Here is a 26,182-nt window from a genome sequence, read left to right on the forward strand (position 1 = left end):
CTCCTACTCTGTCCCCCCGGGGATGGCGGCCAGCAGCTCCCGCGTGTAGCCGTCGGCCGGCCGGTCGAAGATCTCCTCCGTCGTGCCGCTCTCCACGATCCGGCCGCGCCGCATCACGTGCACCTGATGCGAGATCATCCGGACCACCGCCAGGTCGTGGCTGATGAACAGGTAGCTGAGGCCCAGCTCGCGCTGCAGCTCGCCGAGCAGCTCCAGGATCTGCGCCTGGACCAGCACGTCGAGCGCGGAGACCGCCTCGTCGAGCACGACCAGCTCGGGCGACAGGGCGAGGGCCCGCGCGATGGCCACCCGCTGTCGCTGGCCGCCGGACAGCTCGTGCGGCAGCCGCTCGCCCATCGACGCCGGCAGCGACACCTGCTCCAGCAGATCGGCGGCGGCCTTGCGGCGCTCGGCCGCGGTGCCCACGCCGTGCACGCGCAGCGGCTCGGTGATCGACTTCTCGACGGTGTAGCGGGGGTCGAGCGAGGCGTACGGGTTCTGGAAGACCGGCTGCACCCGGCGGCGGAAGGCGAACAGCTCGCGCCGCCCCAGCCCGGCCAGGTCGGTGCCGTCGAACCGGATGCCGCCCGCGGTGGCCGCCTCCAGGCCGAGCACCAGGTTGGCGGTCGTGGACTTGCCCGAGCCGGACTCGCCCACGATCGCGACGGTACGCCCGCGCGGGATCCGGAAGGACACGTCGTCCACCGCGACCAGCTCCTCGTCCGTGCCGCGCAGCGGGAAGACCTTGCGCAGCCCCTCGACCACGACCAGGTCCTCGGGCGGCGGTCCCGGAGGCTCGGCCACGCGCACCGACGACAGGCTCGGGGCCGCGCGCAGCAGCCGCCTGGTGTAGTCGTGGCCGGGCGCGGCCAGGATCTCGCCCGCCGGTCCCGTCTCCACGATCTCGCCCTGGTACATCACGGCCACCACGTCCGCCCGCTCGGCCGCGAGCGCCAGGTCGTGCGTGATGAGCAGCACCGCCGTGCCCATCTCCGCGGTGAGCGCGGCGAGCTGGTCGAGGATGCGCCGCTGCACGGTGACGTCCAGCGCGGAGGTGGGCTCGTCGGCGATGAGCAGCCGCGGCCGGCAGGCCAGCCCCATGGCGATCAGCGCCCGCTGGCGCATGCCGCCGGAGAACTCGTGCGGGTACTGCCCGATCCGCCGCTCCGGGTCGGGGATGCCGACCAGGTCCAGCAGCTCCAGCACCCGCGCGCGGGCCGCCCTGCCGGTGGCCGCGCCGTGCACCTCCAGGGCCTCGGCGATCTGGTCGCCGACCTTCATGAGCGGGTTGAGGTTCGACATGGGGTCCTGGGGGACCAGGCCGATGCCCGCGCCGCGGATCGCGGTCATCTCCCTGCGGCTCGCCCGCGCCAGGTCGCGCCCCTCGAACAGGATCTCCCCGGCGGTGATGCGGCCGTTGTCCGGCAGGAGCCGGTTGATCGCGGCGGCCGTGGTCGACTTGCCCGAGCCCGACTCGCCGACGACCGCGACGGTCTGGCCGGGCAGGATGTCCATCGAGACGTTCCGTACGGCGGTGACGTCCTGCTTGCGGGTGCGGAAGGCGACCGACAGGCCGCGGATCTCCAGGAGCGGGGTCATGCGTTCCTCGTCTGTCGCGTGACGGCCTGCAGCAGGCCGTGCCAGAGGTCGTCGGTCGGCGTCGGCTCGCCCGTGACGAGCAGGCGGTTGCTCGCCACGACCAGGGCCACGTCCCGGCCGGGGACGAAGCCGATCGCGCAGCCGACGTACCCGGGGTGGCCGAGCACGGTCACGCTCTCGCCCCCCAGGTCGAGGGCGTAGCGGCGGAAGCCGAGCGCCTGCTCGGGGTCGGGGCCGGGGGCGAAGAACTCGCGGACCGTCTCCGGCCGCCACAGACGGTCGTGCTCCTCGTACCGGGACATCACCAGGCAGTAGCGCAGCAGGTCGGGCACGGTCGAGAAGAGCCCCGCGTGCCCGGCGACGCCGCCGAGGGCGTGGAAGGCGTTGCCGTCGGCCGGCTCGCCCAGCACCGGCCCGCGCCGCCAGCCCGCGAAGTCGGAGCTGCGGTAGGGGACCGGGTACGGGCGGCCGGTGTCGAGCATGGTCATCTCCACCCGGTCGTCGAGCGCGCTCATGGCGACCTCGGTGCCCGTGGGCCGGGCGTAGGTGGTGCGGGTCAGGCCGAGCGGCCTGGTCACCAGCTCGGCCACGGCCCGGTCCAGCCGCAGCCCCGTCACGGCCGAGACGATCCGGCCGAGCAGGATGAAGCCGAGGTCGGAGTAGTGCCGGGCGCGGCCGGGCCGGTAGCGGGGCGGCGGCAGGTCGGCCCGCACGTACAGCGGCCACCACTCCCACAGGCCGCCCCGGTGCAGCAGCAGGTCCCGTACGGTGATCGCCTCGTACGAGTGCGGCAGGTACGCGCTCAGCGGCGCGTCCAGGTCCACGAGCCGCTCCGACACCAGCCGGATGAGCGCCGTCGTGGTCGCCACGACCTTGGTGACCGAGGCGAGGTCGTGGTGGGTGTCCGGCGTCATCGGGGCCTCGCCGGCCAGCGCCCCGCCCTCCTGGCGGACGGTGCGGTGGCCGGTGCACTCGTCGAGGTCGAACCACGGCGTGCGGGCGGCGGTGATCAGGCCGGGCGGCGGCTCGGGCGGCCGCTCGGCGGCGGCCGGAACCCCGCTCATCGGGCCAGCACCAGCGATCGGGGCGGCGACGTGACCGGCGCGGGCAGCACCAGCGGCCCCGCGCCCGGGGTCAGCGTGCCGAGGACGCGCGGCGCGGACGCGCCCGTCCCGCCGGGCACCGTGCCGGGCAGGCCGTGCGCGCTCAGCCAGCCGATCAGCGCGAACGCGATGGCCTCCTTGTCGTCGGCGGGCGCCCCGTAGGCGTCCGACGGCGACACCCGCACGCCGGGCAGGGCCGCGCGCAGGCCGTCCATGATGACCGGGTTGCGGCAGCCGCCGCCCGAGACCACCAGCGTCGCCACCCCCGCGGCTCGCACGTCGGCGGCCACGGTCCGCACGGTCAGCTCGGCGAGCGTCGCCACCAGGTCGGCGTCGCTCACCTCCCCGTCCGTGCCCCCTTCTGGCAGGCCCGCCAGGGCGGCCTCCACGTAGCCCAGGTGGAACAGCTCCTTGCCGGTGCTCTTCGGCGGGGCCAGCCGGTAGTAGGGCTCGTCCAGCAGCGCCGCCAGCAGACCGGGGTGCACCCGCCCGGAGGCCGCGATCGCGCCGCCGGCGTCGTAGCCCCTCGGGTCCAGGCCGCGGGCGGTCACCACGGCGTCGATGAGCGCGTTCGCCGGGCCGATGTCGTAGGCGTACAGCCGGCCGTCGCGCAGCACGGTCATGTTCGAGATGCCGCCCAGGTTCAGCGCGGCGGCGCCGTTCTCCAGGCCGCCCAGCAGCAGCCCGTCCAGCACCGACACCAGCGGCGCGCCGTGCCCGCCCGCCGTGATGTCGCGGATGCGCACGTCCGACAGCACCGGCACGCCGGTCCGCTCGGCGATCCAGGCCGGCTGCCCGATCTGCAGGGTGCCGCGCGCGTGCGCCTCCTCCACCCAGTGGAACACCGTCTGCCCGTGCGAGACGATCAGGTCGACCGGCCCGCCCGCCTCGATCGCCGCCGCCGCGGCCTCGGCGAAGCACTGCCCGATGAGCGTGTCCAGCACGCACACCTCCGCCAGCGTCACGGGCGCGGGCGGCAGCGCCGCGAGCAGCCGCGCCCGCAGCTCCGCCGGGTACGGCGTGCTCGCCGTGTGCCCGACCCGGCCGCGCAGCACCTCACCCTCCGGCGTGAAGTCGACGACGGCCACGTCGATGCCGTCGTGCGAGGTGCCGGAGATCATCCCGAGAATCCTCATACCCGCTCCCCAAGAGCCGCCCGCAGCCGCCCGCCGGCCCCGGCCAGCCGCGCCGCGGCCTCCTGGGGCGTCAGGTCGAAGCGCGAGGCGACGACCGCCTGCTTGACGTTGAAACCGTTCTGCCGCAGCGCGGACAGCGCCTCGGCGCGCCCGGCCCCGGTGATCGCGCGCACGATGCGCACGGCCCGCTCGCGCAGCTTGCCGTTGCTCGGCCGCACGTCCACCATCAGGTTCCCGTACGTCTTGCCGAGCCGCACCATGACGATGGTCGAGAACATGTTGAGCACGAGCTTCTGCGCCGTGCCCGCCTTGAGCCGGGTCGAGCCGCTGATCACCTCGGGCCCGACCGGCACCTCCACGGCGTACGCGGCCGCCGCGCCGAGCGGCGTACCGGTGTTGCAGGCCAGGCCCACGGTCAGCGCGCCGCGCTCGGCCGCCCGCCGCACCGCGGCCACCACGTACGGCGTCCGCCCGCTGGAGGCGATGCCCACGACGGTGTCGAGCGGCCCGACGCCGGCCCCGTCGATCGCGGCGGCGCCGGCCTCCTCGTCGTCCTCGGCCCCCTCGCAGGGCGCGACGATCGCCCGCGGGCCGCCCGCGATGATCGCGAACACCTGGTCGGGCGGCGTCCCGAAGGTCGGCGGGCACTCGGAGGCGTCCAGCACGCCGAGCCGCCCCGGCGTGCCCGCACCCACGTAGATCAGCCGCCCGCCGCGCTGCATGCGCTCGGCCGTGGCCTCGATGGCCGCGACGATCTGGGGCAGCGCTCCCGCCACGGCGGCGGGGACGGTGGCGTCGGCCGCGTTCATGGTCGCGGCGAGCTCCGCGACGCTCATCGTGTCGATGCCGGAGAAGCGGGGGTCGGCCGCTTCTGTGGTCAGGTTGGTCAGATTCACCGCTTACCTCGGTTTCGCGGGTCGAGTGTGTCACGCAGGCCGTCGCCCAGCAGGTTCAGCCCCACCACGAGCAGCACGACGACCGCGCCAGGCGCGATCAGCGTCCACGGGGCCACGAACACCAGGCTGCGCGCCTCGAAGATCATCGAGCCGAGCGACGGCGCGGGAGGCGGCGTGCCGAGCCCCAGGAAGCTCAGCGACGCCTCGGTCAGCACCGCCCAGGACAACGACAGGGCGACCTGGATGACGATGATCGAGGTGATGTTGGGCAGCACGTGCCGGAACATGATCTGCGCGCGGCTCTGGCCGGTCGCCACCGCGGCTTTGACGTACTCGATCTCCCTGAGCGACAGCACGGGGCCGCGGGTGACGCGGATGAAGATCGGCACGTACACGATGGCGATGGCCACCGCCACGGTGAACCAGTTGCGCTCCAGCACCGACGCCAGCGACAGCGCCAGCAGCAGCGGCGGGAACGCGAACAGCACGTTCGTCACCCCGCCGATCGCGCCGTCGGCCAGGCCCCGGTAGAAGCCGGACACCAGGCCGCCGAGCGTGCCGAGCGCGGTCGCGAACGCCACCGCGACGACCGCGATGAGCGCCGAGTTGCCGACCCCGGCCGCCACCCGCGCGAACACGTCCCTGCCGAACTGGTCGGTCCCGAACAGGTGCGACCCCGACGGCGCGAGGAAGCGCTCCGGCGGGTTCTGCGCGATCGGGTCATAGGGCAGCAGCCCGAGGAACGACAGCGCCGCCACCACGGCCAGCAGCACCAGGATCACCGTTCCCGACACCGCGGCGGGGCTCCTGCGCAGCGCGCTCACGACGCCCTCACCCGCGGGTCGATCACCCGGTAGAGCACGTCGGTCAGCAGGTTCACCAGCACGAACGCCAGCGCGATCACCAGCACGGTGCTCTGCACGACCGCGTACTCCTTCTGCTGGATGCCGAGCAGCACCTGCCGCCCGATGCCGGGCACGGAGAAGATCTGCTCGACCACGACCGCGCCGCCGAGCAGGTAGCCGAACTGCAGGCCGGTCATGGTGACGATGGGCACGAGCGCGTTGCCGAGCACGTGCCTGACCTGCAGCCGCCGCTCCGGCACGCCCTTGGCGCGGGCGGTGCGGACGAAGTCCTCCGAGCGCACCTCCAGCACCGCCGCCCGGGTGGTGCGCAGGATCGGCGCGGCGATGCCGAAGCCCAGCACGAGCGCGGGCAGGACCATCTGCCGCAGGTTGAGCAGCGGGTCCTCGGCCAGCGTCGCGAAGCCCTGCCCGTTGGGGTTGAAGCCGAACGAGGCGGCGAACACCGACAGCAGCGTGGTGGCCAGCAGGAACGCCGGGATCGACAGCCCGGCGAGGCTCACGACCTGCCCGAGCGCGTCCCGCGCCGCGTTCGGGCGGGAGGCGGCCAGCATGCCGAGCGGCACCCCGATGAGCAGCGCCAGCAGGATCGACAGCACCGCCAGCTCGGCCGTCACCGGCAGCGAGCGCAACGTGAGGTCGAGGACGCTCTGCTGGTTGCGGGCGGAGTAGCCGAAGTTGCCGGTGAACATGTTGCCGAGCCAGGCGAAGAACTGCGCGACCAGGGGCCGGTCGAGCCCGTAGTAGCGCTCCAGCGCCGCCTGTTGGGCCGGGGTGAGCGCGGCGGCCTCGGTGCCGAGGCCCGCGGTGATCTGGTTGCCGGGGATCGCCCGGAGCATGACGAACACGAACACCGCCACCCCGAACAGGGTGCCCGCCGTGCCCGCCGCCCGCCGGACGGCCCGGTTGCGGAGGAACGCTCTCATGTCAGGAGACGGACGCGGCGCGCAGCGACTGCAGCGAGCCGTTGGCCATCGGCGTGAAGCCCTGCACGCCCGAGGTCGTCGCCGTGTAGGTGTAGCCGGAGAACAGCCAGATCCAGGCCGCGTTGTCCTCCAGCTCGGCGGCCACCTGGTCGTAGATCGCCTTGCGGGCGGCCTGGTCGGTGGTCGCCTTGCCCTCGGCGAACAGCTTGTCCAGCTTGTCGGAGCTGTAGCCGGCGACCTTGTTGAGGTTGCCGTCGCTGGTGAAGTAGCGGCCGTAGGAGCCGTCGGGGTCGGGACGGCCGCCGTTGAGCGCCACGGCCGCGTCGAAGTCGGCGGCCACCCAGCGGTCCACGAACGCGCCGGACTCCAGCACCTCCAGGTCCAGGTTGATCTTGGCCTCGGCGAGCTGGGCCTTGAGGTTCTGGGCCTCGTTGACGGAGGTGGCGTACTCGCCCTGGGAGACGATGGTCTTGATGGTCACCCCGCCGGACTTGCCGGCCTTGGCGAGGTAGTCGGCGGCCTTGGCCAGGTCGCGGGCGGGGCAGGGCCGCTTGTTCGGGTCCGACTTGAAGGCCGGCGCGGTGTTGGGTCCCGTCACCTCGCCCTCGCCCAGCGCGGCGGTGTCGAGCACCTGCTTGCGGTCGATGGCGCACTGCACGGCCAGGCGCACGTTGACGTCGCCGAGCTCGCCGCGGCGCGCGTTGAGCTGGAGCACGTGATAGTTGAGCTGCGGGGTCTTGGCGACGGTGATCGTGCCGCCGCCCTCGGCGGTCTGCGCCACCAGCGGGTCGTTGAAGACGGCGAGCTGCACGTTGCCCGACTGCATGGCCGAGACGATGGACGACTCGTCGGGGATCACCCGGAACTCGACCGCCGGCGACTTCGCCTTCTCCGCGCCCCAGTACGCGTCGTTCCTGGTCAGCGTGATCGACTGACTCGGCACCCGCTTGCCCAGCTTGAAAGGACCGGTCCCGTTGGGGGTGGCCGACAGCTTCTCCTCGGTGTCGTCGGAGGAGAGCATCGCCATGTTCACCGTGGCCAGGTTGGCGGGCAGCGCGGCGTCCGGGGCGGACAGCTTGAGCACCACCGTGGTCGCGTCGGGCGCCTCGACGGACTTCACCGACGACAGCGAGGCACGGGCCACGGCCGCGGTCTTCTCGTCCATGATCTTGTCGAGGGAGGACTTGACGTCCGCGGAGTCGAAGGCGCTGCCGTCGGCGAAGGTGACGCCCTGGCGCAGCTTGAGCGTCAGGGTCTTGCCGTCCTCCGACGCCTCCCACGACTCGGCGAGCCCGGGGACCACGTTGAGGTCCTTGTCGAACTCGGTCAGCGTGCCGTACAGGTTCTGCAGCACGTTGACGGCCTGGAACTGGGTGGCCTTCCAGGGGAACAAGGTGTCCGGGTCGGAGGTCACGCCGACCACCAGCGGCTTGCCGCCGCCCGTGCCCTCGGCGCCGGGGGCGGGCCCGGAGGAGTCGGACCCGGAGGAGGACGAGCAACTGGCGAGGGCAAGGGACAGGGTCGCGGCGAGGGCGGCCGCGGAAAGCGCGCCACGGGGCATGGTGGCCTCCTCAGGACATTGGGTTATAAAATTACCGAGACCCTACCACCAGGGTATTTTCTTTTCCTGACCGGGATGGTTGACGATGGCCGAGGACGCCGGCACCTTGCTGATCCGCATCCGCGCGGCCATGCCCGGCCTGCGCCCGTCCGAGCGGCGCATCGCCGAGGCGTTCGCCGCCGACCCCGCCGCGGCCAACCTGTCGATCGCCGACCTCGCCGCCCGCTGCGCCACCTCGACGACCTCGGTCGTCCGCTTCTACCGGCGGATGGGCTACGCCCATTACAAGGACTTCACCATCGACCTGACCAGGGCGCTGGCCAGGGAGGAGCTGGCCACCTCCGGCCTGGCCGAGGCGCCCGGCGACATCGACCGCAACGACAGCCTGGCCGGCATCGTCTCCAAGGTCGCCATGAACGAGACGCTGTCCATCGCCGACACCGCCCGCTCCCTCGACCTGGACGCCCTGGCCCGCGCGGTCGAGATGGTCGGCGCCGCCCGCCGCATCGACACCTTCGGCGTCGGCGCGAGCGCCCTGGTGGGCCTCGACCTGCAGCAGAAGCTCTCCCGCATCGGCCGCACCGCGATCAACTGGCACGACGCCCACTCCGCGTGGACCTCGGCCGCAGTCCTGGACGGCACCTGCGTCGCGGTGGCGGTCTCGCACAGCGGCGCCACCGTGGACACCGCCGAGTTCCTGGCCATCGCCCGCAGGTCCGGCGCGGCCACGGTCGCGATCACGAACTTCCTGGACTCGCCGCTGGCCCGCGCGGCCGATGTGACCCTCACCACGGCCGCCCGCGAGACCGCGTTCCGCTCCGGGGCGCTCGGCAGCCGCATCGCCCAGCTCATGGTGGTGGACTGCCTGTTCACCGGGGTCGCCCAGGCGTCCTACGACGCGTCGATGGCGGCGCTGCGCGACACGTACGCGGTGGTGCACCCGAGGGCGGTCAAGCGCGGCTAGCGGTGGGCGGCGGACCGCCATGTCCGATATGGTCCCGTCGTGATCAACGGGCCCTCCCGCCGCGCTCTCCTCGCCGGAACCCTCGCCGGCCTCGCCGCCTCCCCGTCGTCCCCCGCCTCCGCGGCGGCCAGGGGAGGGTTACCCTTCCGTCCCAACATCCTCGTCATCCTCGCCGACGACCTGGGATGGGGCGAGCTCGGCAGCTACGGCCAGCGCCTGATCAGGACACCGCACCTGGACCGGATGGCGGCCGAGGGCGTGCGCTTCACCGACGCCTACGCGGGCGCCCCGATCTGCGCGCCCTCCCGCTGCGCGCTGCTCACCGGGCTGCACGCGGGTCACGGCACCGTACGCGAGAACCCCGGGGGCGGCCCCCAGCACGCGCTCACCGCCGCCGACCTCACCTTCGGCGAGCTGCTGAACCTGTCCGGCTACCGCACCGCCTGCATCGGCAAGTGGGGCTTCGGCCCCGACCGCGCCGGGCAGCCCTCGCACCCCAACGAGCGCGGCTTCGAGGAGTTCTACGGCTACATCGGCCACAAGCACGCCCACCAGTACTTCCCGAAGTACCTCTGGCACAACGACCAGAAGGTCGGACTCGACGGCCGGCAGTACGCGCCCGACCTGTTCCGCCGGCGCGCCGTCAGCTACATCGAGCAGCACCGCGACGAGCCGTTCCTGCTCTACTACCCGACGAACCTGCCGCACGCGCCGAGCGCGGTCCCCGGCGACGCCGGCCCCTACGAGAGCCGCCCCTGGAGCGACGCCAACCGCCGGCACGCCGCCCAGATCACCCGCCTGGACCGGGACGTCGCCGCGCTGACGGGCGCGCTGCGCGACAACGGGCTGGCCGGGCGCACGCTGGTGCTGTTCCTCAGCGACAACGGCCCGCACCACGAGCAGGGCGTGACGCCCGACCTGTTCGACGCCAACGGCCCTTACCGGTCAGGCAAGCGCGCGATGTACGAGGGCGGCCTGCGCGTCCCGATGATCGCCTGGTCGCCCGCGCTGCGGCCCCGGGTCGTCCGCCAGCCGGTGGCGGGCTGGGACCTGATGCCGACGCTGGCCGACCTCGCCGGGGTGCCGGTGCCCGCCCGGCTGGACGGCGTCTCCTTCCGCGGCCTGCTCACCGGCGCGAGCGCGCCCCGGCACAAGCACCTCGTCTGGAACCGGCCGGAGAAGGCGCAGGCCATCCGCCGCGGCCGGTGGAAGGCCGTGCGCATCGCCCCGGACGCCGCCGGGACCCGGCCCGAGCGCGTCGAGCTGTACGACCTGACCGCCGACCCGGGGGAGCGGCACGACCTCGCCGCCGCCCGCCCCGAGCTGGCCGCCGAGCTCACGGCCACGCTCGACGCCGAGATCGGGGACGATCCACGCATCCCGTACGGGCTGCGCAGCGAGGTCGTCGGCGACGAGCTCGTGGTCACCCTGGAGAACGGCTCCGGCGTGCCCTGGAACGACGTCGTGCTCGGCGTGGACGGCCCGCGCAAGGCCCGCGCGAGCAAGGTGGAGCGGGTCGAGCCCGGCATGGCGATCTCGGTCGGCTTCCCGCTGCCCGCCGGCGGCCCCGGCCGCGCGGTCGCCCGCGCCGCGTTCAGGGCGCTCGGCCGCTCGCAGCTCTTCCGCCGCCCGCACGCGAGGAGCGCCCTGGCCTCCCGCTGACCTGCCCGCGACCGGTCAGGTCAGCCGGCCCACATGGGCGAGCGCCTGCTTCAGCAGCACGCCCTGCCCGCCCGTCATCTCCTGCTGCACCGCCGGGGAGCCCGCCTCCTCCGGCGTGAACCACACCAGGTCGAGGGCGTCCTGCCGGGGCCGGCAGTCGCCCGCGACCGGCACGATGTAGGCCAGCGACACCGCGTGCTGGCGCGGGTCGTGGTAGGGCGTGACGCCCGGCGTCGGGAAGTACTCGGCGATCGTGAACGGCTGCGGCGACGCCGGGATGCGCGGCAGCGCCACGGGGCCGAGGTCCTTCTCCAGGTGGCGCAGCAGCGCGTCGCGGACCCGCTCGTGGTGCAGCACCCGGCCCGAGACGAGCGCCCTGCTGACCGTGCCGTCCGACGCGATGCGCAGCAGCAGGCCGACGTGGGTGACCACGCCGTATTCGTCGACCCGCACCGGCACGGCGTCGACGTAGAGGATCGGCATGCGGCCGCGTACCGACTCCAGCTCTTCCGGTGACAGCCAGGCGGGCGTCGTTTCGGTCTTTTCGGTCATTGCTTGATCGTACGGCCTAGGTTCTCAGCGCCGTGCCCTGACCGGTGGCAGCAGGGTGCGCCCGGCCAGCCACGACGCCGTGCAGACGGCCAGCACGATGCCGAGGAACGGCAGATAGTGGACGATCTTCTTGCTCATGCTCCGACTCCTGCCCGGCGGCTCGCGGCGGGAAACGGCCGGTCAGAGCGCCCCGGGGAAGACGCGGGCGGCGGCCTCGTCCCAGGCGCGGGCGTCGCCCGAGGGCTCGTAGCGGCGCAGCGGCCCGGCCGCGGCCACGAGCGCCCGCATCTCGTCCAGGCCGGACACCAGCCCGGCGGCGCGCGCCTGCACCAGCACGTTGCCGAACGTCGTCGCCTCGGCCGGGCCGGCCACCACCGGCAGCCCGCAGGCGTCGGCGGTGAGCCGGCACAGCAGCTCGTTGCGCGAGCCGCCGCCCACCAGGTGGACGACCTCGACCTCGCGCCCCGACAGCTCCATGGCCTGCCGCACCGCCCGCCGGTGCCCGAGCGCCAGGCTCTCCAGCACGCACCGCACGTAGCCGGCCTCGGTGACCGGCGGGGTCTGCCCGGTGCGGCGGCACTCGGCGGCGATCCGCGCCGGCATGTCGCCCGGCGGCAGGAACACCGGCTCGTCCGGGTTGACCACGGCGGCGAAGGGCGGCTCGCCGGCCGCCGCCTTCAGCAGCTGCCCCAGGTCGGCGCCCTGCCAGGCGCGCAGGCACTCCTGCAGCAGCCACAGGCCCATCACGTTGCGCAAGTAGCGTACGGTGCCGTCGATGCCGGCCTCGTTGGTGAAGTTCGCGGCCCGGCTCTCCGGCGTCAGCACCGGCTCAGGCAGCTCCACCCCGGCGAGCGACCAGGTGCCGCAGGAGACGTAGGCGAAGGCGGGGCCGGTCGCGGGCACGGCGGCCACGGCCGAGGCGGTGTCGTGCGAGCCGACCGCCCGCACCGGGGCCGACCAGCCGAGCTCGGCGGCCACGTCGGGCCGCAGCCCGCCGATGTCCTCGCCGGGCTGCCGCAGCGGCGGGAACAGCCGGGCGGGCAGCCCCAGCCGCTCGATCAGCGGGTACGCCCACGTCCTGCCCCGCACGTCGAGCAGGCCCGTGGTGGAGGCGTTGGTGACCTCCGCGCCCATCTCGCCGGTCAGCCAGTACGCCAGCAGGTCCGGCACGAGCAGCATCGTGGCCGCCCGGTCGAGCCGGTCGGCGAGCAACTGGTAGACCGTGTTGAACGGCAGCACCTGGAGCCCGTTGGTCTCGTACAGCGTCTCCGCGCCGACCTCGGCGGCCACCCGCTCGGCCACGCCCCGGGTGCGGTCGTCGCGGTAGTGCACCGGGTTGCCGAGCAGCGCGCCGCTCTCGTCGAGCAGGCCGTAGTCGACGGCCCAGGAGTCGACGCCGATGGAGGAGACCGGCCCGGCGGCCCGCAGCCCGGCCAGGATCTCCCGGTAGAGGCCGAGGACGTCCCAGTGCAGCCGGCCGGCCACGCGGACCGGGCCGTTGGGGAAGCGGTGGGCCTCGGTCAGGGTGAGGCCGTCGGACAGGTCGGCCAGCATCACCCGGCCGCTGGAGGCGCCGAGGTCCACGGCGGCGAAACGGGTCATTGGGTGGACTCCCTAGCGACGAGCTCAGGCTGGAACATGATGTGCTGGTGCGCGTGCGTGTCGGGGTTGTCGCACTCGTCCAGCAGCAGCTCGGTGGCAATGCGCCCGAGCTGGTACGTCGGCTGCCGCATCGAGCTCAGCGACACCGTCGAGGCGGCGGCGAAGTCGATGTCGTCGTAGCCGATCAGCGCCACGTCCTCGGGCACCCGCACGCCGGCGCGCAGCAGCGCCCGCAGCACGCCGAGCGCGAGCAGGTCGTTGGCGCAGAAGACGGCCTCGGGCAGGGCTTCGCCGGCCAGCAGCTCGGCGGCGGCCTTCTCGCCCCCGCGGGCCGTCATCGTGGCCGCCTCCACGACGCGCAGCTCCGCCGGGTCGAGCCCGGCGCCGCGCAGCGCCGCCCGCGCGCCGTCGCGGCGCTCCACGCACTGGCGGATGGTCAGCGGGCCGGTGACGCAGGCGACGCTCCGCGCGCCCCTGGCCAGCAGGTGCGCCACGGCGGCCCGGCCGCCCGCCACGTCGTCCACGGCGACCGCGCACTGGTCGGGCCGGTGCGCGGGATGGTCCACGAGCACCACGCTGATGCCGTGCTCGCGCAGCCGGTCGAGCCGGCCGGAGTCCTCGCCGGACGGGGTGATCAGCACGCCGCGCACCCGGTGCTCGGCCAGCACCCGCAGGTTGCGGTCCTCCTTGTCGGGGGAGCCCGCCGAGTTGCCGAGGATCACGGCGTAGCCCAGCTCGCTCGCGACGTCCTCGACACCGGCGGCGACCTCGGTGAAGAACGGGTTGCCGATGTCGATCACGCTCAGGCCGATCGTCCTGCTGTGCCCGGCGCGCAGCGTCGAGGCCGAGCCGTGCCGGACGAACCCCAGCTCCCTGATGGCCGCCTCCACGCGCTCCCTGGTGGCGGGGGCGACCTTGCCCGGCCGGTTCAGGACGTTGGAGACCGTGCCGGGGGAGACGCCGGCGTGCGCGGCGACATCCTTGATGCTGACCATGGCCATGACGCCTCATTAAAACGTACCAACCGGCGGGACGCCAGTCAGCGCGCGGCTACCGGACCGCGCCGCGCACCGACGTCGCCGTCTTGCTGGTAAAACGTTCTACCTCCCGGGAAGAACCGCCCCCTCCATTGAACGGTGGCATTGAATCGTTCTTCACCCCAGCCGCCGCACGTCGCGCGTCCACCGTACTGCGCCCATCGGGAAACGGCCGTTTCCCGCCCGCCGAGCAGCACCGACAGCCGCGCGAGGCGCGCCCGCCCTTGTGCCACGATGCCCAGGAACGTTTTAATCCCCGGTGAACTCCAAGGACGAAAGGCAGGCTCATGCCGGATGTCATCGCCTACGGCGGCGACTGGAATCCCGAGCAGTGGCCCGAGGAGACGTGGCAGCAGGACGTCGCGCTCATGCGCGAGGCCGGCGTCAACCAGGTCAGCCTCGGGATCTTCTCCTGGTCCGTGCTGGAACCCGCCGAGGGGGTGTTCGACTTCGGCTGGCTCGACCGGGCCATGGACCTGCTGGCCGCCCACGGCATCCGCGCCGGCCTGGCCACCCCCACCGCCTCGCCGCCGCCGTGGTTCGGCGCCTCCTACCCCGAGGCGCTGCCGGTCGACGCCGACGGCCGCCGCCTCCACCACGGCAGCAGGCAGGGCTTCTGCCCCAGCTCACCGATCTACCGCGACCGCGCCCTGCGCATCGCCGAGCGGGTCGCCACCCGCTACGCCGGCCATCCGGCGCTGGCGCTCTGGCACGTGCACAACGAGTACGGCTGCCACAACGCCCGCTGCTACTGCGACACCTCGGCGGAGGCCTTCCGCGCCTGGCTGCGCGCCCGCTACGGCTCGCTCGACGCGCTCAACGACGCCTGGGGCACCGCCTTCTGGTCCCAGCGCTACGGCGACTGGGCGCAGATCCTGCCGCCCCGCGCCACCCCCAGCTTCACCAACCCCGGCCAGCAGCTCGACTTCCGCCGCTTCAGCTCCGACGCCCTGGTGGAGCTCTACACCGCCGAGCGCGACCTGCTGAAGTCCGTCACCCCCGACGTCCCCGCCACCACGAACCTCATGGCCGGCGCCCACTGGGACATGGACTGCTGGGCCTTCGCCGCCGAGGTCGACGTGGTCTCCACCGACCACTACCTGATCGGGGCGCGCGCCGAGCCGCACGTCGACCTGGCCTTCGCCGCCGACTACGCCCGCTCGCTGAACGGCGGCCGGCCCTGGCTGCTGATGGAGCACTCCACCAGCGCCGTCAACTGGCAGCCGCGCAACCTCGCCAAGGCGCCCGGCGAGCTGCGCCGCAACTCCCTGCAGCACCTGGCCAGGGGCGCGGACGGGATCATGTTCTTCCAGTGGCGGGCCTCCCGCGCCGGGGCCGAGAAGTGGCACTCGGCGATGCTGCCGCACGCCGGCCCCGACACCAAGATCTTCCGCGAGGTCAAGGCGCTCGGGGCCGAGCTCGCCGCGCTGGACGGCGTGCCGGGCAGCCGGGTGACGGCCGAGGTCGCGATCCTGCTCGACCACGCGAGCGTCTGGGCGCAGGACCACCCCGCCCAGCCGACCTCCGAGCTGGACCCGGTCGAGGAGGCCAAGCGCTGGCACGCCGCGCTGTGGCGGGCGGGGATCACCTGCGACCTGGCCCACCCCGAGGGCGACCTGAGCGGCTACCGGCTGGTCCTGGTCCCCATGCTCTACCTGGTGAGCGACGCGGGGGCGGCCGGCCTGGCGGACTTCACCCGGGCGGGCGGCGTGACGCTGGTCGGGCCGTACAGCGGGATCGTGGACGAGCACGACCGGGTCCGCCTCGGCGGCTACCCGGGCGCCTGGCGGGAGCTGCTGGGGGTGAGCGTCGAGGAGTTCTTCCCGCTGGAGGGGCCGATCGCGCTGGAGTCCGGCGGCACCGGGACGGTCTGGAGCGAGCTGGCCCACGTCACCGGGGCCAAGGTGCTGGACGCGTACGCGACCGGCGAGCCCGCCTGGACCCGCCACGAGCAGGGCGGCGGCGCGGCCCACTACCTGACCACCCGCCTGGACGACGCGACGCTGGCCCGCGTCCTCGCGGCGGTCTGCGCCGAGGCCGGCGTGCGCCCGGCCGCCACGGCCCCGCCGGGCGTCGAGGTCGTGCGCCGGACCCGTGAGGACGGCCGCGCGTTCCTGTTCGCGATCAACCACACCGGCGCGGACGCCGAGGTGACGACGCCCGCCGGCGTCCGGGTCACCGTGCCCGCCGGCGACGTGCTGATCCTGCCCGAGGAGCCGGGCGGGGAGCAGGGGACGCATTGACAGCGTGGAGCGGGAACCATAGTTTCCTGCCCGAAGGATTAAAACGTTTTGAAGGGAGTGCCAGTGCAACGGGTCTGCTTCCTCCTGAAGGTCCGCCCAGAGCGGCTGGCGGAGTACCGCGAACGCCACCAGGACGTCTGGCCGGAGATGCGAGAGGCGCTGTCACGCACCGGCTGGCACAACTACTCGCTCTTCCTCCGCGACGACGGCCTGCTCGTGGGCTACCTGGAGACCGACGACTTCGAGGCCGCCAAGAAGGCCATGGCCGAGACCGAGGTCAACGCCCGCTGGCAGGCCGAGATGGCGCCGTTCTTCGAGGATCTCGACGGGCGTCCCGACGAGGGCATGACGCCGCTGACCGAAGTGTTCCACCTGGATTGATCGGGGAGCTATGACTGACATCAAGGCCGCGCTGCGGTCGCAGCGCATCGAGACGCCGTCCTGGGCGTACGGCAACAGCGGCACCCGCTTCAAGGTCTTCGCGCAGCAGGGCGTGCCGCGCGATCCGTACGAGAAGCTCGCCGACGCCGCCCAGGTCCACGCCTACACGGGCATCGCGCCCACCGTGGCCCTGCACATCCCGTGGGACAAGGTGGACGACTACGCCGACCTGGCCCGCCACGCCCGCGAGCTGGGCGTCGCCATCGGCGCCATCAACTCCAACGTCTTCCAGGACGACGACTACAAGCTGGGCAGCGTCACCAACCCCGACCCCCGGGTCCGCCGCAAGGCCACCGACCACCTGCTCGAATGCGTCGACATCATGGACGCCACCGGCAGCGACACGCTCAAGCTGTGGTTCTCCGACGGCATCAACTACCCGGGCCAGGACGACCTGCGCGCCCGCCAGGACCGCCTGGCCGAGTCGCTGGCCGAGGTCTACGACCGGCTCGGCGACGGCCAGCGCTTCCTGCTGGAGTACAAGCTGTTCGAGCCCGCCTTCTACGCCACCGACGTGCCCGACTGGGGCACCGCCTACGCCCACTGCGTCAAGCTCGGCCCGAAGGCCCAGGTCGTCGTGGACACCGGCCACCACGCGCCGGGCACCAACATCGAGTTCATCGTCGCCTTCCTGCTGCGCGAGGGCAAGCTCGGCGGGTTCGACTTCAACTCCCGCTTCTACGCCGACGACGACCTGATGGTCGGCGCGGCCGACCCGTTCCAGCTCTTCCGCATCATGTACGAGGTCATCAGGGGCGGCGGGCTCACCGACGAGGTCGCGTTCATGCTCGACCAGTGCCACAACATCGAGCCCAAGATCCCGGGCCAGATCCGCTCGGTCATGAACGTCCAGGAGGCCACCGCCAAGGCGCTGCTCGTGGACCAGGACGCCCTCGCCGCCGCGCAGGCCGCCGGTGACGTGCTCGGCTCCAACGCCGTCCTCATGGACGCCTACAACACGGACGTGCGCCCGCTGCTCGCGGAGCTGCGCGAGGAGATGGGCCTCGCCCCCGACCCGATGGCCGCCTACGCCGGGTCCGGTTACTTCGAGAAGATCGCCGCCGAGCGCGTCGGCGGTCAGCAGGCGGGCTGGGGAGCCTGACGAGATCATGTCTGACAAGAACACGCCCACCGACACCGTCAACGAGCTGCTGGAACGCTCGCACCGCCTCGGAGCCGACCCCCGCAACACCAACTTCGCCGGCGGCAACACCTCCGCCAAGGGCCTCGCGCCCGACCCGGTCACCGGCGAGGACGTCGAGCTGCTGTGGGTCAAGGGCTCCGGCGGCGACCTCGGCACGCTCAAGGAGTCCGGCCTCGCCGTGCTGCGCCTGGACCGGCTGCGCGCGCTCAAGGACGTCTACCCCGGCGTCGAGCGCGAGGACGAGATGGTCGCCGCCTTCGACTACTGCCTGCACGGCAGGGGAGGAGCCGCGCCGTCCATCGACACCGCCATGCACGGCCTGGTCGAGGCCGGCCACGTCGACCACCTGCACCCGGACGCCGGCATCGCCGTCGCCACCGCCGCCGACGGTGAGGAGCTGACCCGGCGGATCTTCGGCGAGCGCGTGGTGTGGGTGCCCTGGCGGCGGCCCGGTTTCCAGCTCGGCCTGGACATCGCCGCGATCAGGGCGGCCAACCCGCAGGCCATCGGCTGCATCCTGGGCGGCCACGGCATCACCGCCTGGGGCGAGACCTCCGAGGAGTGCGAGAGCCGATCCCTGGAGATCATCCGCACCGCGGAGGCGTACCTCGCCGAGCACGGCCGCCCCGACCCCTTCGGCCCGGTCGTGCACGAGCCGCTGCCCGAGGCCGAGCGGCACGCGCGCGCCGCCGCGCTGTTCCCGATCGTGCGCGGCCTGGCCTCCACCGACGTGCGCGTGGTCGGCCACTACACCGACACGCCCGAGGTGCTGGACTTCGTCGCCCGGGCCGAGCACCCGCGCCTCGCCGCGCTCGGCACGTCCTGCCCCGACCACTTCCTGCGGACCAAGGTCGCGCCGCTGGTGCTCGACCTGCCGCCGGACGCGCCCCTGGAGCGGGCGGCCGAGCGGCTGCGCGAGCTGCACGCCGCCTACCGCGCCGACTACACCGCCTACTACGAGCGGCACGCCGAGCCGGGCTCGCCGGCGATGCGCGGCGCGGACCCGGCGATCGTGCTGGTGCCGGGCGTCGGCATGTTCTCCTTCGGCAAGGACAAGCAGACCGCCCGCGTGGCAGGCGAGTTCTACGTCAACGCCATCAACGTCATGCGCGGCGCCGAGTCCGTCTCCTCCTACGCCCCCATCCCCGAGTCGGAGAAGTTCCGCATCGAGTACTGGGAGCTGGAGGAGGCCAAGCTGCGCCGCCTGCCGAAGCCGAAGCCGCTCGCCACCCGGGTGGCGCTGGTCACCGGCGGCGGCTCGGGCATCGGCGCGGCCACCGCCCGCCGCCTCGCCGCCGAGGGCGCCTGCGTCGTGGTCGCCGACCGCGACCTCGGCGCGGCCGAGAAGGTGGCGGCCGAGATCGGCGCGAACGCCTACCGCCCCTCCGACGTGGCCGTGGCCGTCGGCGTGGACGTCACCTCCGAGGAGCAGATCGCCGCCGCCGTACGGGCCGCCGTGCTCGCCTTCGGCGGCGTGGACCTGGTGGTCAACAACGCCGGCCTGTCGCTGTCGCGCTCGCTGCTGGAGACCAGCCTCGCCGACTGGGACCTGCAGCACGACGTCATGGCGCGCGGCTCGTTCCTGGTCGCGCGGGAGACCGCCAGGGTCATGATCGACCAGGCGATGGGCGGCGACATCGTCTACATCTCCTCCAAGAACGCCGTCTTCGCCGGCCCGAACAACGTCGCCTACGGCGCGGCCAAGGCCGACCAGGCCCACCAGGTGCGGCTGCTCGCGGCCGAGCTGGGCGAGCACGGCATCCGGGTCAACGGCGTCAACCCCGACGGCGTGGTCCGCGGCTCCGGCATCTTCGCCTCCGGCTGGGGCGCCAACCGGGCCAAGGTGTACGGCGTGGAGGAGGAGCGGCTCGGCGAGTTCTACGCCCAGCGCACCCTGCTCAAGCGCGAGGTGCTGCCCGAGCACGTGGCCGCCGCCGTCTTCGTGCTGGCCGCGAGCGACCTCTCCCACACCACCGGCCTGCACGTGCCGGTGGACGCGGGCGTGGCCGCCGCGTTCCTGCGCTGAGCGCGCGGGTCCCCCGCCGGCTCCCGGGCCGGCGGGGGACCCCGGCTTCTCACGCGTAGGCCGCGACCACCCCGACCAGCATCCCCGCGGTGCCCGCGGCCGTGACCAGCCACCCGCCGATCACGGCGGCCCGCCGCCCGCGCCGCGCCCCGGCCCAGTACATGAGCACGTACGGCAGGAAGCCCAGCCCGCCGAACCCGACCGACGGCAGCGCCAGCGCCGCCAGCACCCCCTTCGTCCCCGCCGGGGCCGCCCGGTCGCCCTCCGGCGTGAGCTGCGCCCGCAGCACGTCGCCCGCCGAGGAGTCCGGCGAGGCGTCCACCGGCACCGGCGCGCCCCCGCCGTCCGGAGTGAACTGCCCGTCGCAGTCGTAGCGGCCCTCGCCCAGGTCCTCGCACGAGATCACGCGCAGCGTCCCCGGCGTGCCGACGCGCCCGGTCGCGAGTTCCAGGTCCCCGACGGCCAGCCACATCGGCAGCAGGCAGACCGCCAGCCAGAGCAGCACGAGCACGGCCCGGCCCCACCGCCCCGGGTCCCGCCCCGGCCCCGGCTGCGGTGTGACGAAGGGCACATCGGACAAGAAATCGCTCATAAGCTCATCATTCAGGCCGCCACTTGGTGTTCACCTGCATCCGGCTGGGAAGGGCGGCTTGCGCATCCCCGCCGCGACGTGCATCATTCTCACAAGCAAGGTCATGAGCTATGATGCATGAATATGCAGGAGGGGCGAGAATGAGAGCGGCGATAGCGGGAGCCAGCGGCTACGCGGGCGGAGAGCTGCTGCGCCTCCTGCTCGGCCATCCCGAGTTCGAGATCGGCGCGCTCACCGCCGCCTCCAGCGCCGGCGCCCGCCTCGGCGCCCACCAGCCCCACCTGCCGCAGCTGGCCGACCGGGTCATCGAGGAGACCAGCGCCGCCACGCTCGCCGGCCACGACGTCGTCTTCCTGGCCCTGCCGCACGGCCACTCGGCCGCCGTCGCCGCCCAGCTCGGCGAGGACACCGTGGTCGTCGACTGCGGCGCCGACCACCGGCTCGCCGACCCCGCCGCCTGGCAGGAGTTCTACGGCGGCGAGCACGCGGGCACCTGGCCCTACGGCCTGCCCGAGCTGCCCGGACAGCGGGAGAGGCTGCGCGGCGCGCGGCGCGTCGCGGTGCCCGGCTGCTACCCGACCTCCGTCCTGCTCGCCCTCTTCCCCGCCTTCGCCGCCGGCCTGGCCGGCCCCGACGTCGTCGTGGTCGCCGCCAGCGGGGCCAGCGGCGCGGGCAAGGCCCCGAAGGCGCACCTGCTCGGCAGCGAGGTCATGGGGTCGGTCAGCGCGTACGGCGTCGGCGGCGTCCACCGCCACACCCCCGAGATGGAGCAGGGCCTGTCGGCCGTCGCCGGCACGCCGGTGCGCGTCTCCTTCACCCCCACGCTGGCCCCCATGAGCCGCGGCATCCTCGCCACCTGCACCGCCCCCGCCGCGCCCGGCCTCACCCGGCAGGCGCTGCGCTCGGCGTACGAGGTGGCGCTGAAGGACGAGCCGTTCGTCCACCTGCTGCCCGACGGCGTCTGGCCGGCCACCTCCATGACCTACGGCGCCAACACCGCCGCCCTCCAGGTGACGCTCGACGAACGCGCCGGCCGCGTGGTCGCCGTCATCGCCATCGACAACCTCACCAAGGGCACCGCCGGGGGCGCGATCCAGAGCGTCAACCTCGCCCTCGGCCTGCCGGAAGAGCTCGGCCTTCCCCTGACAGGAGTCGCACCGTGAGCGTTACTGCTCCACTTGGATTTCGAGCGGCCGGCGTCGCCGCGGGCATCAAGCCCGGCGGCGCCCGCGACCTCGCCCTCGTCGTCAACGACGGGCCCAGCCGCGCCGCCGCGGGCGTCTTCACCGCCAACCGCGTGAAGGCCGCCCCCGTCCTGTGGTCGCAGCAGGTCCTCGCGGGCGGCCGGCTGCGGGCGGTGGTGCTCAACTCCGGCGGCGCCAACGCCTGCACGGGCCCCGAGGGTTTCCAGGACACCCACGCCACCGCCGAGAAGGTCGCCGAGGCGCTGCAGGACTCCGCCGGGGAGATCGCCGTCTGCTCCACCGGCCTCATCGGCGAGCGGCTGCCCATGGACGAGCTGCTGTCCGGCGTCGAGACCGCCGCGGGCCAGCTCTCCCGCGACGGCGGCCTGGCCGCGGCCGACGCCATCCGCACCACCGACACGGTCAGCAAGATCTCCTTCAAGCGGGCCGCCGGCTACATGGTGGGCGGCATGGCCAAGGGCGCGGGCATGCTCGCCCCCGCCCTCGCCACCATGCTCTGCGTGATCACCACCGACGCCGACCTCACCAGCGACGAGCTCGACGCCGCGCTGCGCAAGGCCACCTCCCGCACCTTCGACCGGCTCGACACCGACGGCTGCATGTCCACCAACGACACCGTGCTGCTGCTGGCCAGCGGCGCCGCCGGCGTGAAGCCCGACCTCGCCGAGTTCGAGCAGAAGGTCTACGAGGTCTGCGCCGACCTGGCCCGCCAGCTCCTCGTGGACGCCGAGGGCGCCTCCAAGGCCATCGCCATCGAGGTCGTCGGCGCCGCCTCCGAGTCCGACGCTGTCACGGTGGGCCGCGCGGTCGCCCGTTCCAACCTGCTCAAGTGCGCCGTCCACGGCGAGGACCCCAACTGGGGCCGCGTGCTCGCCGCCGTCGGCACCACCGACGCCGTCTTCGAGCCCGACCGGCTCAACGTCGCCATCAACGGCATCTGGATCTGCCGCGGCGGCGCGGTCGGCGACGACCGCTCCAAGGTGGACATGCGCCCGAGGGACGTCACGATCACCGTCGACCTGTCGGCGGGCCCGCACACCGCGACCGTCCACACGACCGACCTGACCGCGGACTACGTCCACGAGAACTCGGCGTACAGCTCATGAGGCGCAGCGCGGCCGAGACGAAGGCGGGCACGCTCATCGAGGCGCTGCCCTGGCTCACCCGCTTCCACGGCGCGACCGTCGTCATCAAGTACGGCGGCAACGCCATGACCGACGAGGGGCTGAAGGCCGGTTTCGCCGAGGACGTCGTCTTCCTCCAGCACGCCGGCCTGCGCCCGGTCGTCGTGCACGGCGGCGGCCCGCAGATCAGCAGCGCGCTCGACCGGCTCGGTATCGCCTCCACCTTCACCGCCGGCCTGCGGGTCACCACGCCCGAGGCCATGCAGGTGGTGCGGATGGTCCTGGTCGGCCAGGTCAACCGCGACATCGTCGGCCTCATCAACCGGCACGGCCCGTTCGCCGTCGGCCTGTCGGGCGAGGACGCCCACCTGTTCACCGCCGTGCGCAAGCACGCCGTGGTGGACGGCGAGCTGGTCGACATCGGCCAGGTCGGCGAGATCATCAAGGTCGACCCTGGAGCGGTACGCGCCCTCATCGCCGACGGCCGCATCCCCGTGATCTCCAGCGTCGCCCGCGGCGACGACGGCGAGGTCTACAACGTCAACGCCGACACGGCCGCCGCCGCGCTGGCCGTCGCGCTCCAGGCGCAGAAGCTGATCGTGCTCACCGACGTCGAGGGCCTGTACGCCAACTGGCCCGACGACACCGACGTGATCGACCAGCTCGCGGCCGACGAGCTGGAGACCCTCATGCCCACGCTGTCCAGCGGCATGGTGCCCAAGATGGAGGCGTGCCTGACGGCCGTGCAGGGCGGGGTGCCGCGCGCCCACGTCCTCGACGGCCGGGTGCCGCACTCCCTGCTGCTGGAGATCTTCACCAATGAAGGAATCGGAACGATGGTGATGCCCTGATGAGCCTGTTCAAGAGGTTCGAAGACGCCTTCATGCCCAACTACGGCGTCCCGCCGGTCGCCCTGGCCCGCGGCGAGGGCAGCCGCGTGTGGGACGTCGACGGCAGGGAATACCTCGACTTCATCGCCGGCATCGCCACCAGCTCGCTCGGCCACGCCCACCCGGCCCTGGTCGAGGCCGTCACCCGGCAGGTCTCGGCCATCGCGCACACCAGCAACCTGTTCCTGCACGAGCCCGAGGTGCTGCTCGCCGAGCGGCTGCGCGGCCTGCTCAACGCCCCCGCGCGGATCTTCTTCGCCAACTCCGGCACCGAGGCCAACGAGGCGGCGTACAAGCTGGCGCTCAAGTACGGCCGCCGCGAGGGCCGCTCCTACTTCGTCGCCGCCGAGAACGGCTTCCACGGCCGCACCATCGGCGCGCTGTCGCTGACCGGCAAGCCGGCCATCCGCGAGCCGTTCGGCCCGTTCCCCGTGGACGTGCGCTTCGTCCCCTACGGCGACGCCGACGCGCTCAAGGAGGCCGTGACCGGCGACTGCATCGCGGTCTTCCTGGAGCCCACGCAGGGCGAGGCCGGCGTGGTCCCGCCCCCCGACGGCTACTTCGAGGCGGCCCGCGAGATCTGCGACTCCACCGGCGCGCTGCTGGTCGCCGACGAGATCCAGTCGGCCATCGGCCGCACCGGCCACTGGTTCGCCCACCAGGCCGACGGCGTCACCCCCGACATCCTCACCCTGGCCAAGGGGCTCGGCGGCGGCCTGCCGATCGGCGCCTGCGTCGGCTTCGGCGAGATCGGCGGGCTGTTCGGCAAGGGCGACCACGGCTCGACCTTCGGCGGCAACCCGGTCTCCTGCGCCGCCGCGCTGGCGGTGCTCGACAACGTCGACCTCGCCCACGTGCGCGAGGTCTCCGCCCGGCTGCGCGCCGGCCTGGAGTCGGTACGCCACCCGCTGCTGAAGGGCGTGCGCGGGCGCGGCCTGTGGCTGGCCGCCGTGCTGCGCGAGCCGCGCTCGGCGCAGTTCCAGGAGGCGGCGGCCAAGGCCGGGTTCCTGGTCAACGCGCTCCAGCCGGACGCGGTGCGCATCGCGCCCCCGCTGGTGGTGACGGCAGAGGAGGTGGACGCCTTCGTGACGGCGTTCCCCGCGATCGTGGAAGAGGCGTCGAAGTGAGCAGCCAGAGCCAGGACTCCGCGAGCGTCCGGCACTTCCTCAAGGACGACGACCTCTCGCCCGCCGAGCAGGCGGAGGTGCTCGACCTGGCCGAGGCCATGAAGAAGGACCGCTTCGGCTACCGCCCCTTCGAGGGCCCGCGCAGCGTCGCCGTCCTGTTCGACAAGCCTTCGGCCCGCACCCGCGTCTCCTTCCACACCGGCATCGGCGAGCTCGGCGGCCTGCCGCTCGTCGTGGACAACGTCGGGGCGCTCATGGGCCGCGGCGAGCCCGCCAAGGACCTCGCCCGCGTGCTCGACCGGCAGGTCGCCGCGATCGTCTGGCGTACCAACGGCCAGGAGCTCATCGAGGAGATGGCCGCCCACTCCCGCGTCCCGGTGGTGAACGCGCTCACCGACGAGTACCACCCCTGCCAGATCCTCGCCGACCTGCAGACCGTGCGCGAGCACCTCGGCCGCACCGCCGGCCTGACGCTCGCCTACACCGGCGACGGCGCCAACAACATGGCCCACTCCTACCTGCTCGGCGGCGCCACCGCCGGCATGCACGTACGCGTCGCGGCCCCCGACGGCTACCTGCCCGACCCGGCCGTGCTCGACCGGGCCGCGGCCGTCGCCGAGCGGACCGGCGGATCGGTGAGCGTCGTCGCCGACCCGGCCGCCGCCGCCGAGGGCGCGCACGTGCTCGCCACCGACACGTGGGTGTCGATGGGCCAGAGCGGCAAGGAGGAGCGGGTGGCCGCGCTCATGCCGTACCAGGTGGACGCCGCGCTGGTGGCGCGCGCCGCCCCCGAGGCGATCGTGCTGCACTGCCTGCCCGCCTACCGCGGCTACGAGATCACCGAGGACGTGCTCGAAGGCCCGCGCAGCGTCGTGTGGGACCAGGCCGAGAACCGCCTGCACGCCCAGAAGGCGCTGCTCCACTGGCTGGTGACCAGGCCGTGACCATCCCGATGACCAAGGCGGCCCGGCAGGCGCGGATCACCGACCTGCTGCGGCGGCAGGTGGTGCGCTCCCAGCCGGAGCTCGCCAAGCTGCTCGCCGACGGCGGCGTCGAGGTCACCCAGGCCACGCTCTCCCGCGACCTGGACGAGCTCGGCGCGCTCAAGCTGCGCGCCGAGGACGGCTCGCTGATCTACGCGCTGCCCGGCGAGGGCGGCGCCCGCATCCCGGTCGCCCGGGTCGGGGCCGGCGAGCCCCCCTCCGCCCGCCTCCAGCGCGTGGCGGAGGAGCTGCTGGTCAGCGCCGAGGCCTCGGCCAACCTGGTCGTCGTGAAGACGCCTCCCGGCGCGGCGCAGTTCATGTCCTCCGCCATCGACCACGCCGACTGGGAGTCCATCCTCGGCACCGTCGCGGGCGACGACACGATCCTCGTCATCACCCGCGACCCGCAGGGCGGGCAGGCGGTCGCCGAGGCGCTGCTGAAGGTCGCCGACCGGCGCGGCTGAAAACGGAAGAAGCCCCGCTGAAGATCGCGCCGCCCGTGACGC

23 protein-coding genes are annotated in these 26,182 nt (G+C 73.4%); 12 read left to right on the top strand and 11 right to left on the bottom strand.

The genetic code is table 11. The features are described from left to right. Positions 1–3 precede the first annotated feature (3 nt). The 7 genes from AC27IY_RS40165 to AC27IY_RS40195 are packed head-to-tail and all read right to left on the bottom strand — an operon-like array spanning position 4 to position 8,084. Complete coding sequence (locus AC27IY_RS40165) at positions 4–1,599, bottom strand: ABC transporter ATP-binding protein (RefSeq protein ID WP_487181173.1); 1,596 nt, start codon at positions 1,597–1,599, stop codon at positions 4–6. Then, on the bottom strand, positions 1,596–2,663 hold the full coding sequence (locus AC27IY_RS40170) for a serine hydrolase domain-containing protein (RefSeq protein WP_487181174.1): 1,068 nt from the start codon (positions 2,661–2,663) through the stop codon (positions 1,596–1,598). Before AC27IY_RS40170 ends, AC27IY_RS40165 begins: the two co-directional genes overlap by 4 nt. Beyond that, on the bottom strand, positions 2,660–3,838 hold the full coding sequence (locus AC27IY_RS40175) for an anhydro-N-acetylmuramic acid kinase (RefSeq protein ID WP_449945458.1): 1,179 nt from the start codon (positions 3,836–3,838) through the stop codon (positions 2,660–2,662). The genes AC27IY_RS40170 and AC27IY_RS40175 overlap by 4 nt, the downstream gene beginning before the upstream one ends. Continuing rightward, a complete protein-coding gene (murQ, locus tag AC27IY_RS40180) occupies positions 3,835–4,734 on the bottom strand; it encodes an N-acetylmuramic acid 6-phosphate etherase (protein ID WP_487181175.1) in 900 nt (299 codons plus the stop codon). The genes AC27IY_RS40175 and murQ overlap by 4 nt, the downstream gene beginning before the upstream one ends. Continuing rightward, positions 4,731–5,558: an ABC transporter permease gene (locus AC27IY_RS40185; protein WP_344218547.1), complete on the bottom strand. Its 828-nt coding sequence runs from the start codon at positions 5,556–5,558 to the stop codon at positions 4,731–4,733. The genes murQ and AC27IY_RS40185 overlap by 4 nt, the downstream gene beginning before the upstream one ends. Continuing rightward, positions 5,555–6,523 carry an ABC transporter permease gene (locus AC27IY_RS40190; RefSeq protein ID WP_344218549.1) on the bottom strand — a complete coding sequence of 323 codons (969 nt, stop codon included), beginning with the start codon at positions 6,521–6,523 and terminating at the stop codon, positions 5,555–5,557. The genes AC27IY_RS40185 and AC27IY_RS40190 overlap by 4 nt, the downstream gene beginning before the upstream one ends. Position 6,524: 1 nt before the next feature. After that, on the bottom strand, positions 6,525–8,084 hold the full coding sequence (locus AC27IY_RS40195; RefSeq protein WP_371251683.1) for an ABC transporter substrate-binding protein: 1,560 nt from the start codon (positions 8,082–8,084) through the stop codon (positions 6,525–6,527). An 85-nt stretch (positions 8,085–8,169) separates the two neighbouring features. Between AC27IY_RS40195 and AC27IY_RS40200 the strand changes: the two genes are divergently transcribed. Both AC27IY_RS40200 and AC27IY_RS40205 read left to right on the top strand, forming a co-directional pair. Then, a complete protein-coding gene (locus AC27IY_RS40200) occupies positions 8,170–9,048 on the top strand; it encodes a MurR/RpiR family transcriptional regulator (RefSeq protein ID WP_344218553.1) in 879 nt (292 codons plus the stop codon). Between the two features lie 39 nt (positions 9,049–9,087). Continuing rightward, a complete protein-coding gene (locus AC27IY_RS40205) occupies positions 9,088–10,710 on the top strand; it encodes an arylsulfatase (RefSeq protein ID WP_487181176.1) in 1,623 nt (540 codons plus the stop codon). A 15-nt stretch (positions 10,711–10,725) separates the two neighbouring features. Here the strand turns inward: AC27IY_RS40205 and AC27IY_RS40210 are convergent, their stop codons facing one another. From AC27IY_RS40210 to AC27IY_RS40220, 3 genes are all read right to left on the bottom strand, one after another. After that, positions 10,726–11,262: an NUDIX hydrolase family protein gene (locus AC27IY_RS40210; RefSeq protein WP_344218557.1), complete on the bottom strand. Its 537-nt coding sequence runs from the start codon at positions 11,260–11,262 to the stop codon at positions 10,726–10,728. 180 nt (positions 11,263–11,442) lie between these two features. Continuing rightward, on the bottom strand, positions 11,443–12,864 hold the full coding sequence (locus AC27IY_RS40215) for a rhamnulokinase (RefSeq protein ID WP_344218559.1): 1,422 nt from the start codon (positions 12,862–12,864) through the stop codon (positions 11,443–11,445). Continuing rightward, positions 12,861–13,865 carry a LacI family DNA-binding transcriptional regulator gene (locus tag AC27IY_RS40220; RefSeq protein ID WP_487181177.1) on the bottom strand — a complete coding sequence of 335 codons (1,005 nt, stop codon included), beginning with the start codon at positions 13,863–13,865 and terminating at the stop codon, positions 12,861–12,863. The genes AC27IY_RS40215 and AC27IY_RS40220 overlap by 4 nt, the downstream gene beginning before the upstream one ends. 323 nt (positions 13,866–14,188) lie before the next feature. Here AC27IY_RS40220 and AC27IY_RS40225 point away from each other — a divergent pair, with 323 nt between their 5' ends. The 4 genes from AC27IY_RS40225 to AC27IY_RS40240 all read left to right on the top strand — a co-directional run bounded on the left by AC27IY_RS40225 (position 14,189) and on the right by AC27IY_RS40240 (position 19,755). Continuing rightward, positions 14,189–16,144, top strand: a complete 1,956-nt coding sequence (locus AC27IY_RS40225; protein WP_487181178.1) for a beta-galactosidase — start codon at positions 14,189–14,191, stop codon at positions 16,142–16,144. 63 nt (positions 16,145–16,207) lie between these two features. Further along, positions 16,208–16,525, top strand: a complete 318-nt coding sequence (locus AC27IY_RS40230; RefSeq protein WP_344218565.1) for an L-rhamnose mutarotase — start codon at positions 16,208–16,210, stop codon at positions 16,523–16,525. 10 nt (positions 16,526–16,535) lie between these two features. Then, positions 16,536–17,687 (top strand): L-rhamnose isomerase, encoded by a 1,152-nt coding sequence (rhaI, locus tag AC27IY_RS40235; protein WP_344218567.1) that lies wholly within the window; start codon positions 16,536–16,538, stop codon positions 17,685–17,687. A gap of 7 nt (positions 17,688–17,694) precedes the next feature. Next, a complete protein-coding gene (locus tag AC27IY_RS40240; protein WP_423476367.1) occupies positions 17,695–19,755 on the top strand; it encodes a bifunctional aldolase/short-chain dehydrogenase in 2,061 nt (686 codons plus the stop codon). A 49-nt stretch (positions 19,756–19,804) separates the two neighbouring features. Here the strand turns inward: AC27IY_RS40240 and AC27IY_RS40245 are convergent, their stop codons facing one another. Beyond that, the gene (locus tag AC27IY_RS40245; protein WP_423476366.1) at positions 19,805–20,347 is read right to left on the bottom strand and encodes a hypothetical protein; all 543 of its coding nucleotides are present in this window, start codon (positions 20,345–20,347) and stop codon (positions 19,805–19,807) included. A 140-nt stretch (positions 20,348–20,487) separates the two neighbouring features. Between AC27IY_RS40245 and argC the strand changes: the two genes are divergently transcribed. Genes argC through AC27IY_RS40275 form a run of 6 tightly spaced genes read left to right on the top strand, consistent with a single transcriptional unit; the run spans position 20,488 to position 26,140 of the window. Then, a complete protein-coding gene (gene argC, locus AC27IY_RS40250; RefSeq protein WP_344218573.1) occupies positions 20,488–21,510 on the top strand; it encodes an N-acetyl-gamma-glutamyl-phosphate reductase in 1,023 nt (340 codons plus the stop codon). After that, the gene (argJ, locus tag AC27IY_RS40255) at positions 21,507–22,658 is read left to right on the top strand and encodes a bifunctional glutamate N-acetyltransferase/amino-acid acetyltransferase ArgJ (RefSeq protein WP_423476364.1); all 1,152 of its coding nucleotides are present in this window, start codon (positions 21,507–21,509) and stop codon (positions 22,656–22,658) included. Before argC ends, argJ begins: the two co-directional genes overlap by 4 nt. Further along, positions 22,655–23,527, top strand: coding sequence for an acetylglutamate kinase (gene argB, locus AC27IY_RS40260; RefSeq protein WP_344218577.1), 873 nt, complete (start codon positions 22,655–22,657; stop codon positions 23,525–23,527). Before argJ ends, argB begins: the two co-directional genes overlap by 4 nt. After that, on the top strand, positions 23,527–24,693 hold the full coding sequence (locus AC27IY_RS40265) for an acetylornithine transaminase (RefSeq protein ID WP_487181179.1): 1,167 nt from the start codon (positions 23,527–23,529) through the stop codon (positions 24,691–24,693). The genes argB and AC27IY_RS40265 overlap by 1 nt, the downstream gene beginning before the upstream one ends. Then, on the top strand, positions 24,690–25,637 hold the full coding sequence (gene argF / locus AC27IY_RS40270; RefSeq protein ID WP_487181180.1) for an ornithine carbamoyltransferase: 948 nt from the start codon (positions 24,690–24,692) through the stop codon (positions 25,635–25,637). Before AC27IY_RS40265 ends, argF begins: the two co-directional genes overlap by 4 nt. Before the next feature lie 8 nt (positions 25,638–25,645). Then, complete coding sequence (locus AC27IY_RS40275) at positions 25,646–26,140, top strand: arginine repressor (RefSeq protein WP_449946435.1); 495 nt, start codon at positions 25,646–25,648, stop codon at positions 26,138–26,140. The last annotated feature ends 42 nt before the right edge of the window (positions 26,141–26,182 follow it).

The sequence above is a fragment of the Nonomuraea sp. B208 genome, assembly GCF_057536035.1.

Excerpts from the sequence above, each read along its gene's own strand:
- argC (WP_344218573.1), top strand. The coding sequence starts at position 20,488 with ATGAGAGCGGCGATAGCGGGAGCCAGCGGCTACGCGGGCGGAGAGCTG.
- AC27IY_RS40240 (WP_423476367.1), top strand. The coding sequence starts at position 17,695 with ATGTCTGACAAGAACACGCCCACCGACACCGTCAACGAGCTGCTGGAA.
- AC27IY_RS40215 (WP_344218559.1), bottom strand. The coding sequence starts at position 12,864 with ATGACCCGTTTCGCCGCCGTGGACCTCGGCGCCTCCAGCGGCCGGGTG.
- argB (WP_344218577.1), top strand. The coding sequence starts at position 22,655 with ATGAGGCGCAGCGCGGCCGAGACGAAGGCGGGCACGCTCATCGAGGCG.
- AC27IY_RS40170 (WP_487181174.1), bottom strand. The coding sequence starts at position 2,663 with ATGAGCGGGGTTCCGGCCGCCGCCGAGCGGCCGCCCGAGCCGCCGCCC.
- AC27IY_RS40275 (WP_449946435.1), top strand. The coding sequence starts at position 25,646 with ATGACCAAGGCGGCCCGGCAGGCGCGGATCACCGACCTGCTGCGGCGG.
- AC27IY_RS40175 (WP_449945458.1), bottom strand. The coding sequence starts at position 3,838 with ATGAGGATTCTCGGGATGATCTCCGGCACCTCGCACGACGGCATCGAC.
- AC27IY_RS40220 (WP_487181177.1), bottom strand. The coding sequence starts at position 13,865 with ATGGCCATGGTCAGCATCAAGGATGTCGCCGCGCACGCCGGCGTCTCC.
- AC27IY_RS40245 (WP_423476366.1), bottom strand. The coding sequence starts at position 20,347 with ATGAGCGATTTCTTGTCCGATGTGCCCTTCGTCACACCGCAGCCGGGG.
- AC27IY_RS40165 (WP_487181173.1), bottom strand. The coding sequence starts at position 1,599 with ATGACCCCGCTCCTGGAGATCCGCGGCCTGTCGGTCGCCTTCCGCACC.
- AC27IY_RS40195 (WP_371251683.1), bottom strand. The coding sequence starts at position 8,084 with ATGCCCCGTGGCGCGCTTTCCGCGGCCGCCCTCGCCGCGACCCTGTCC.
- AC27IY_RS40225 (WP_487181178.1), top strand. The coding sequence starts at position 14,189 with ATGCCGGATGTCATCGCCTACGGCGGCGACTGGAATCCCGAGCAGTGG.
- AC27IY_RS40265 (WP_487181179.1), top strand. The coding sequence starts at position 23,527 with ATGAGCCTGTTCAAGAGGTTCGAAGACGCCTTCATGCCCAACTACGGC.
- AC27IY_RS40210 (WP_344218557.1), bottom strand. The coding sequence starts at position 11,262 with ATGACCGAAAAGACCGAAACGACGCCCGCCTGGCTGTCACCGGAAGAG.
- AC27IY_RS40190 (WP_344218549.1), bottom strand. The coding sequence starts at position 6,523 with ATGAGAGCGTTCCTCCGCAACCGGGCCGTCCGGCGGGCGGCGGGCACG.
- AC27IY_RS40200 (WP_344218553.1), top strand. The coding sequence starts at position 8,170 with ATGGCCGAGGACGCCGGCACCTTGCTGATCCGCATCCGCGCGGCCATG.
- rhaI (WP_344218567.1), top strand. The coding sequence starts at position 16,536 with ATGACTGACATCAAGGCCGCGCTGCGGTCGCAGCGCATCGAGACGCCG.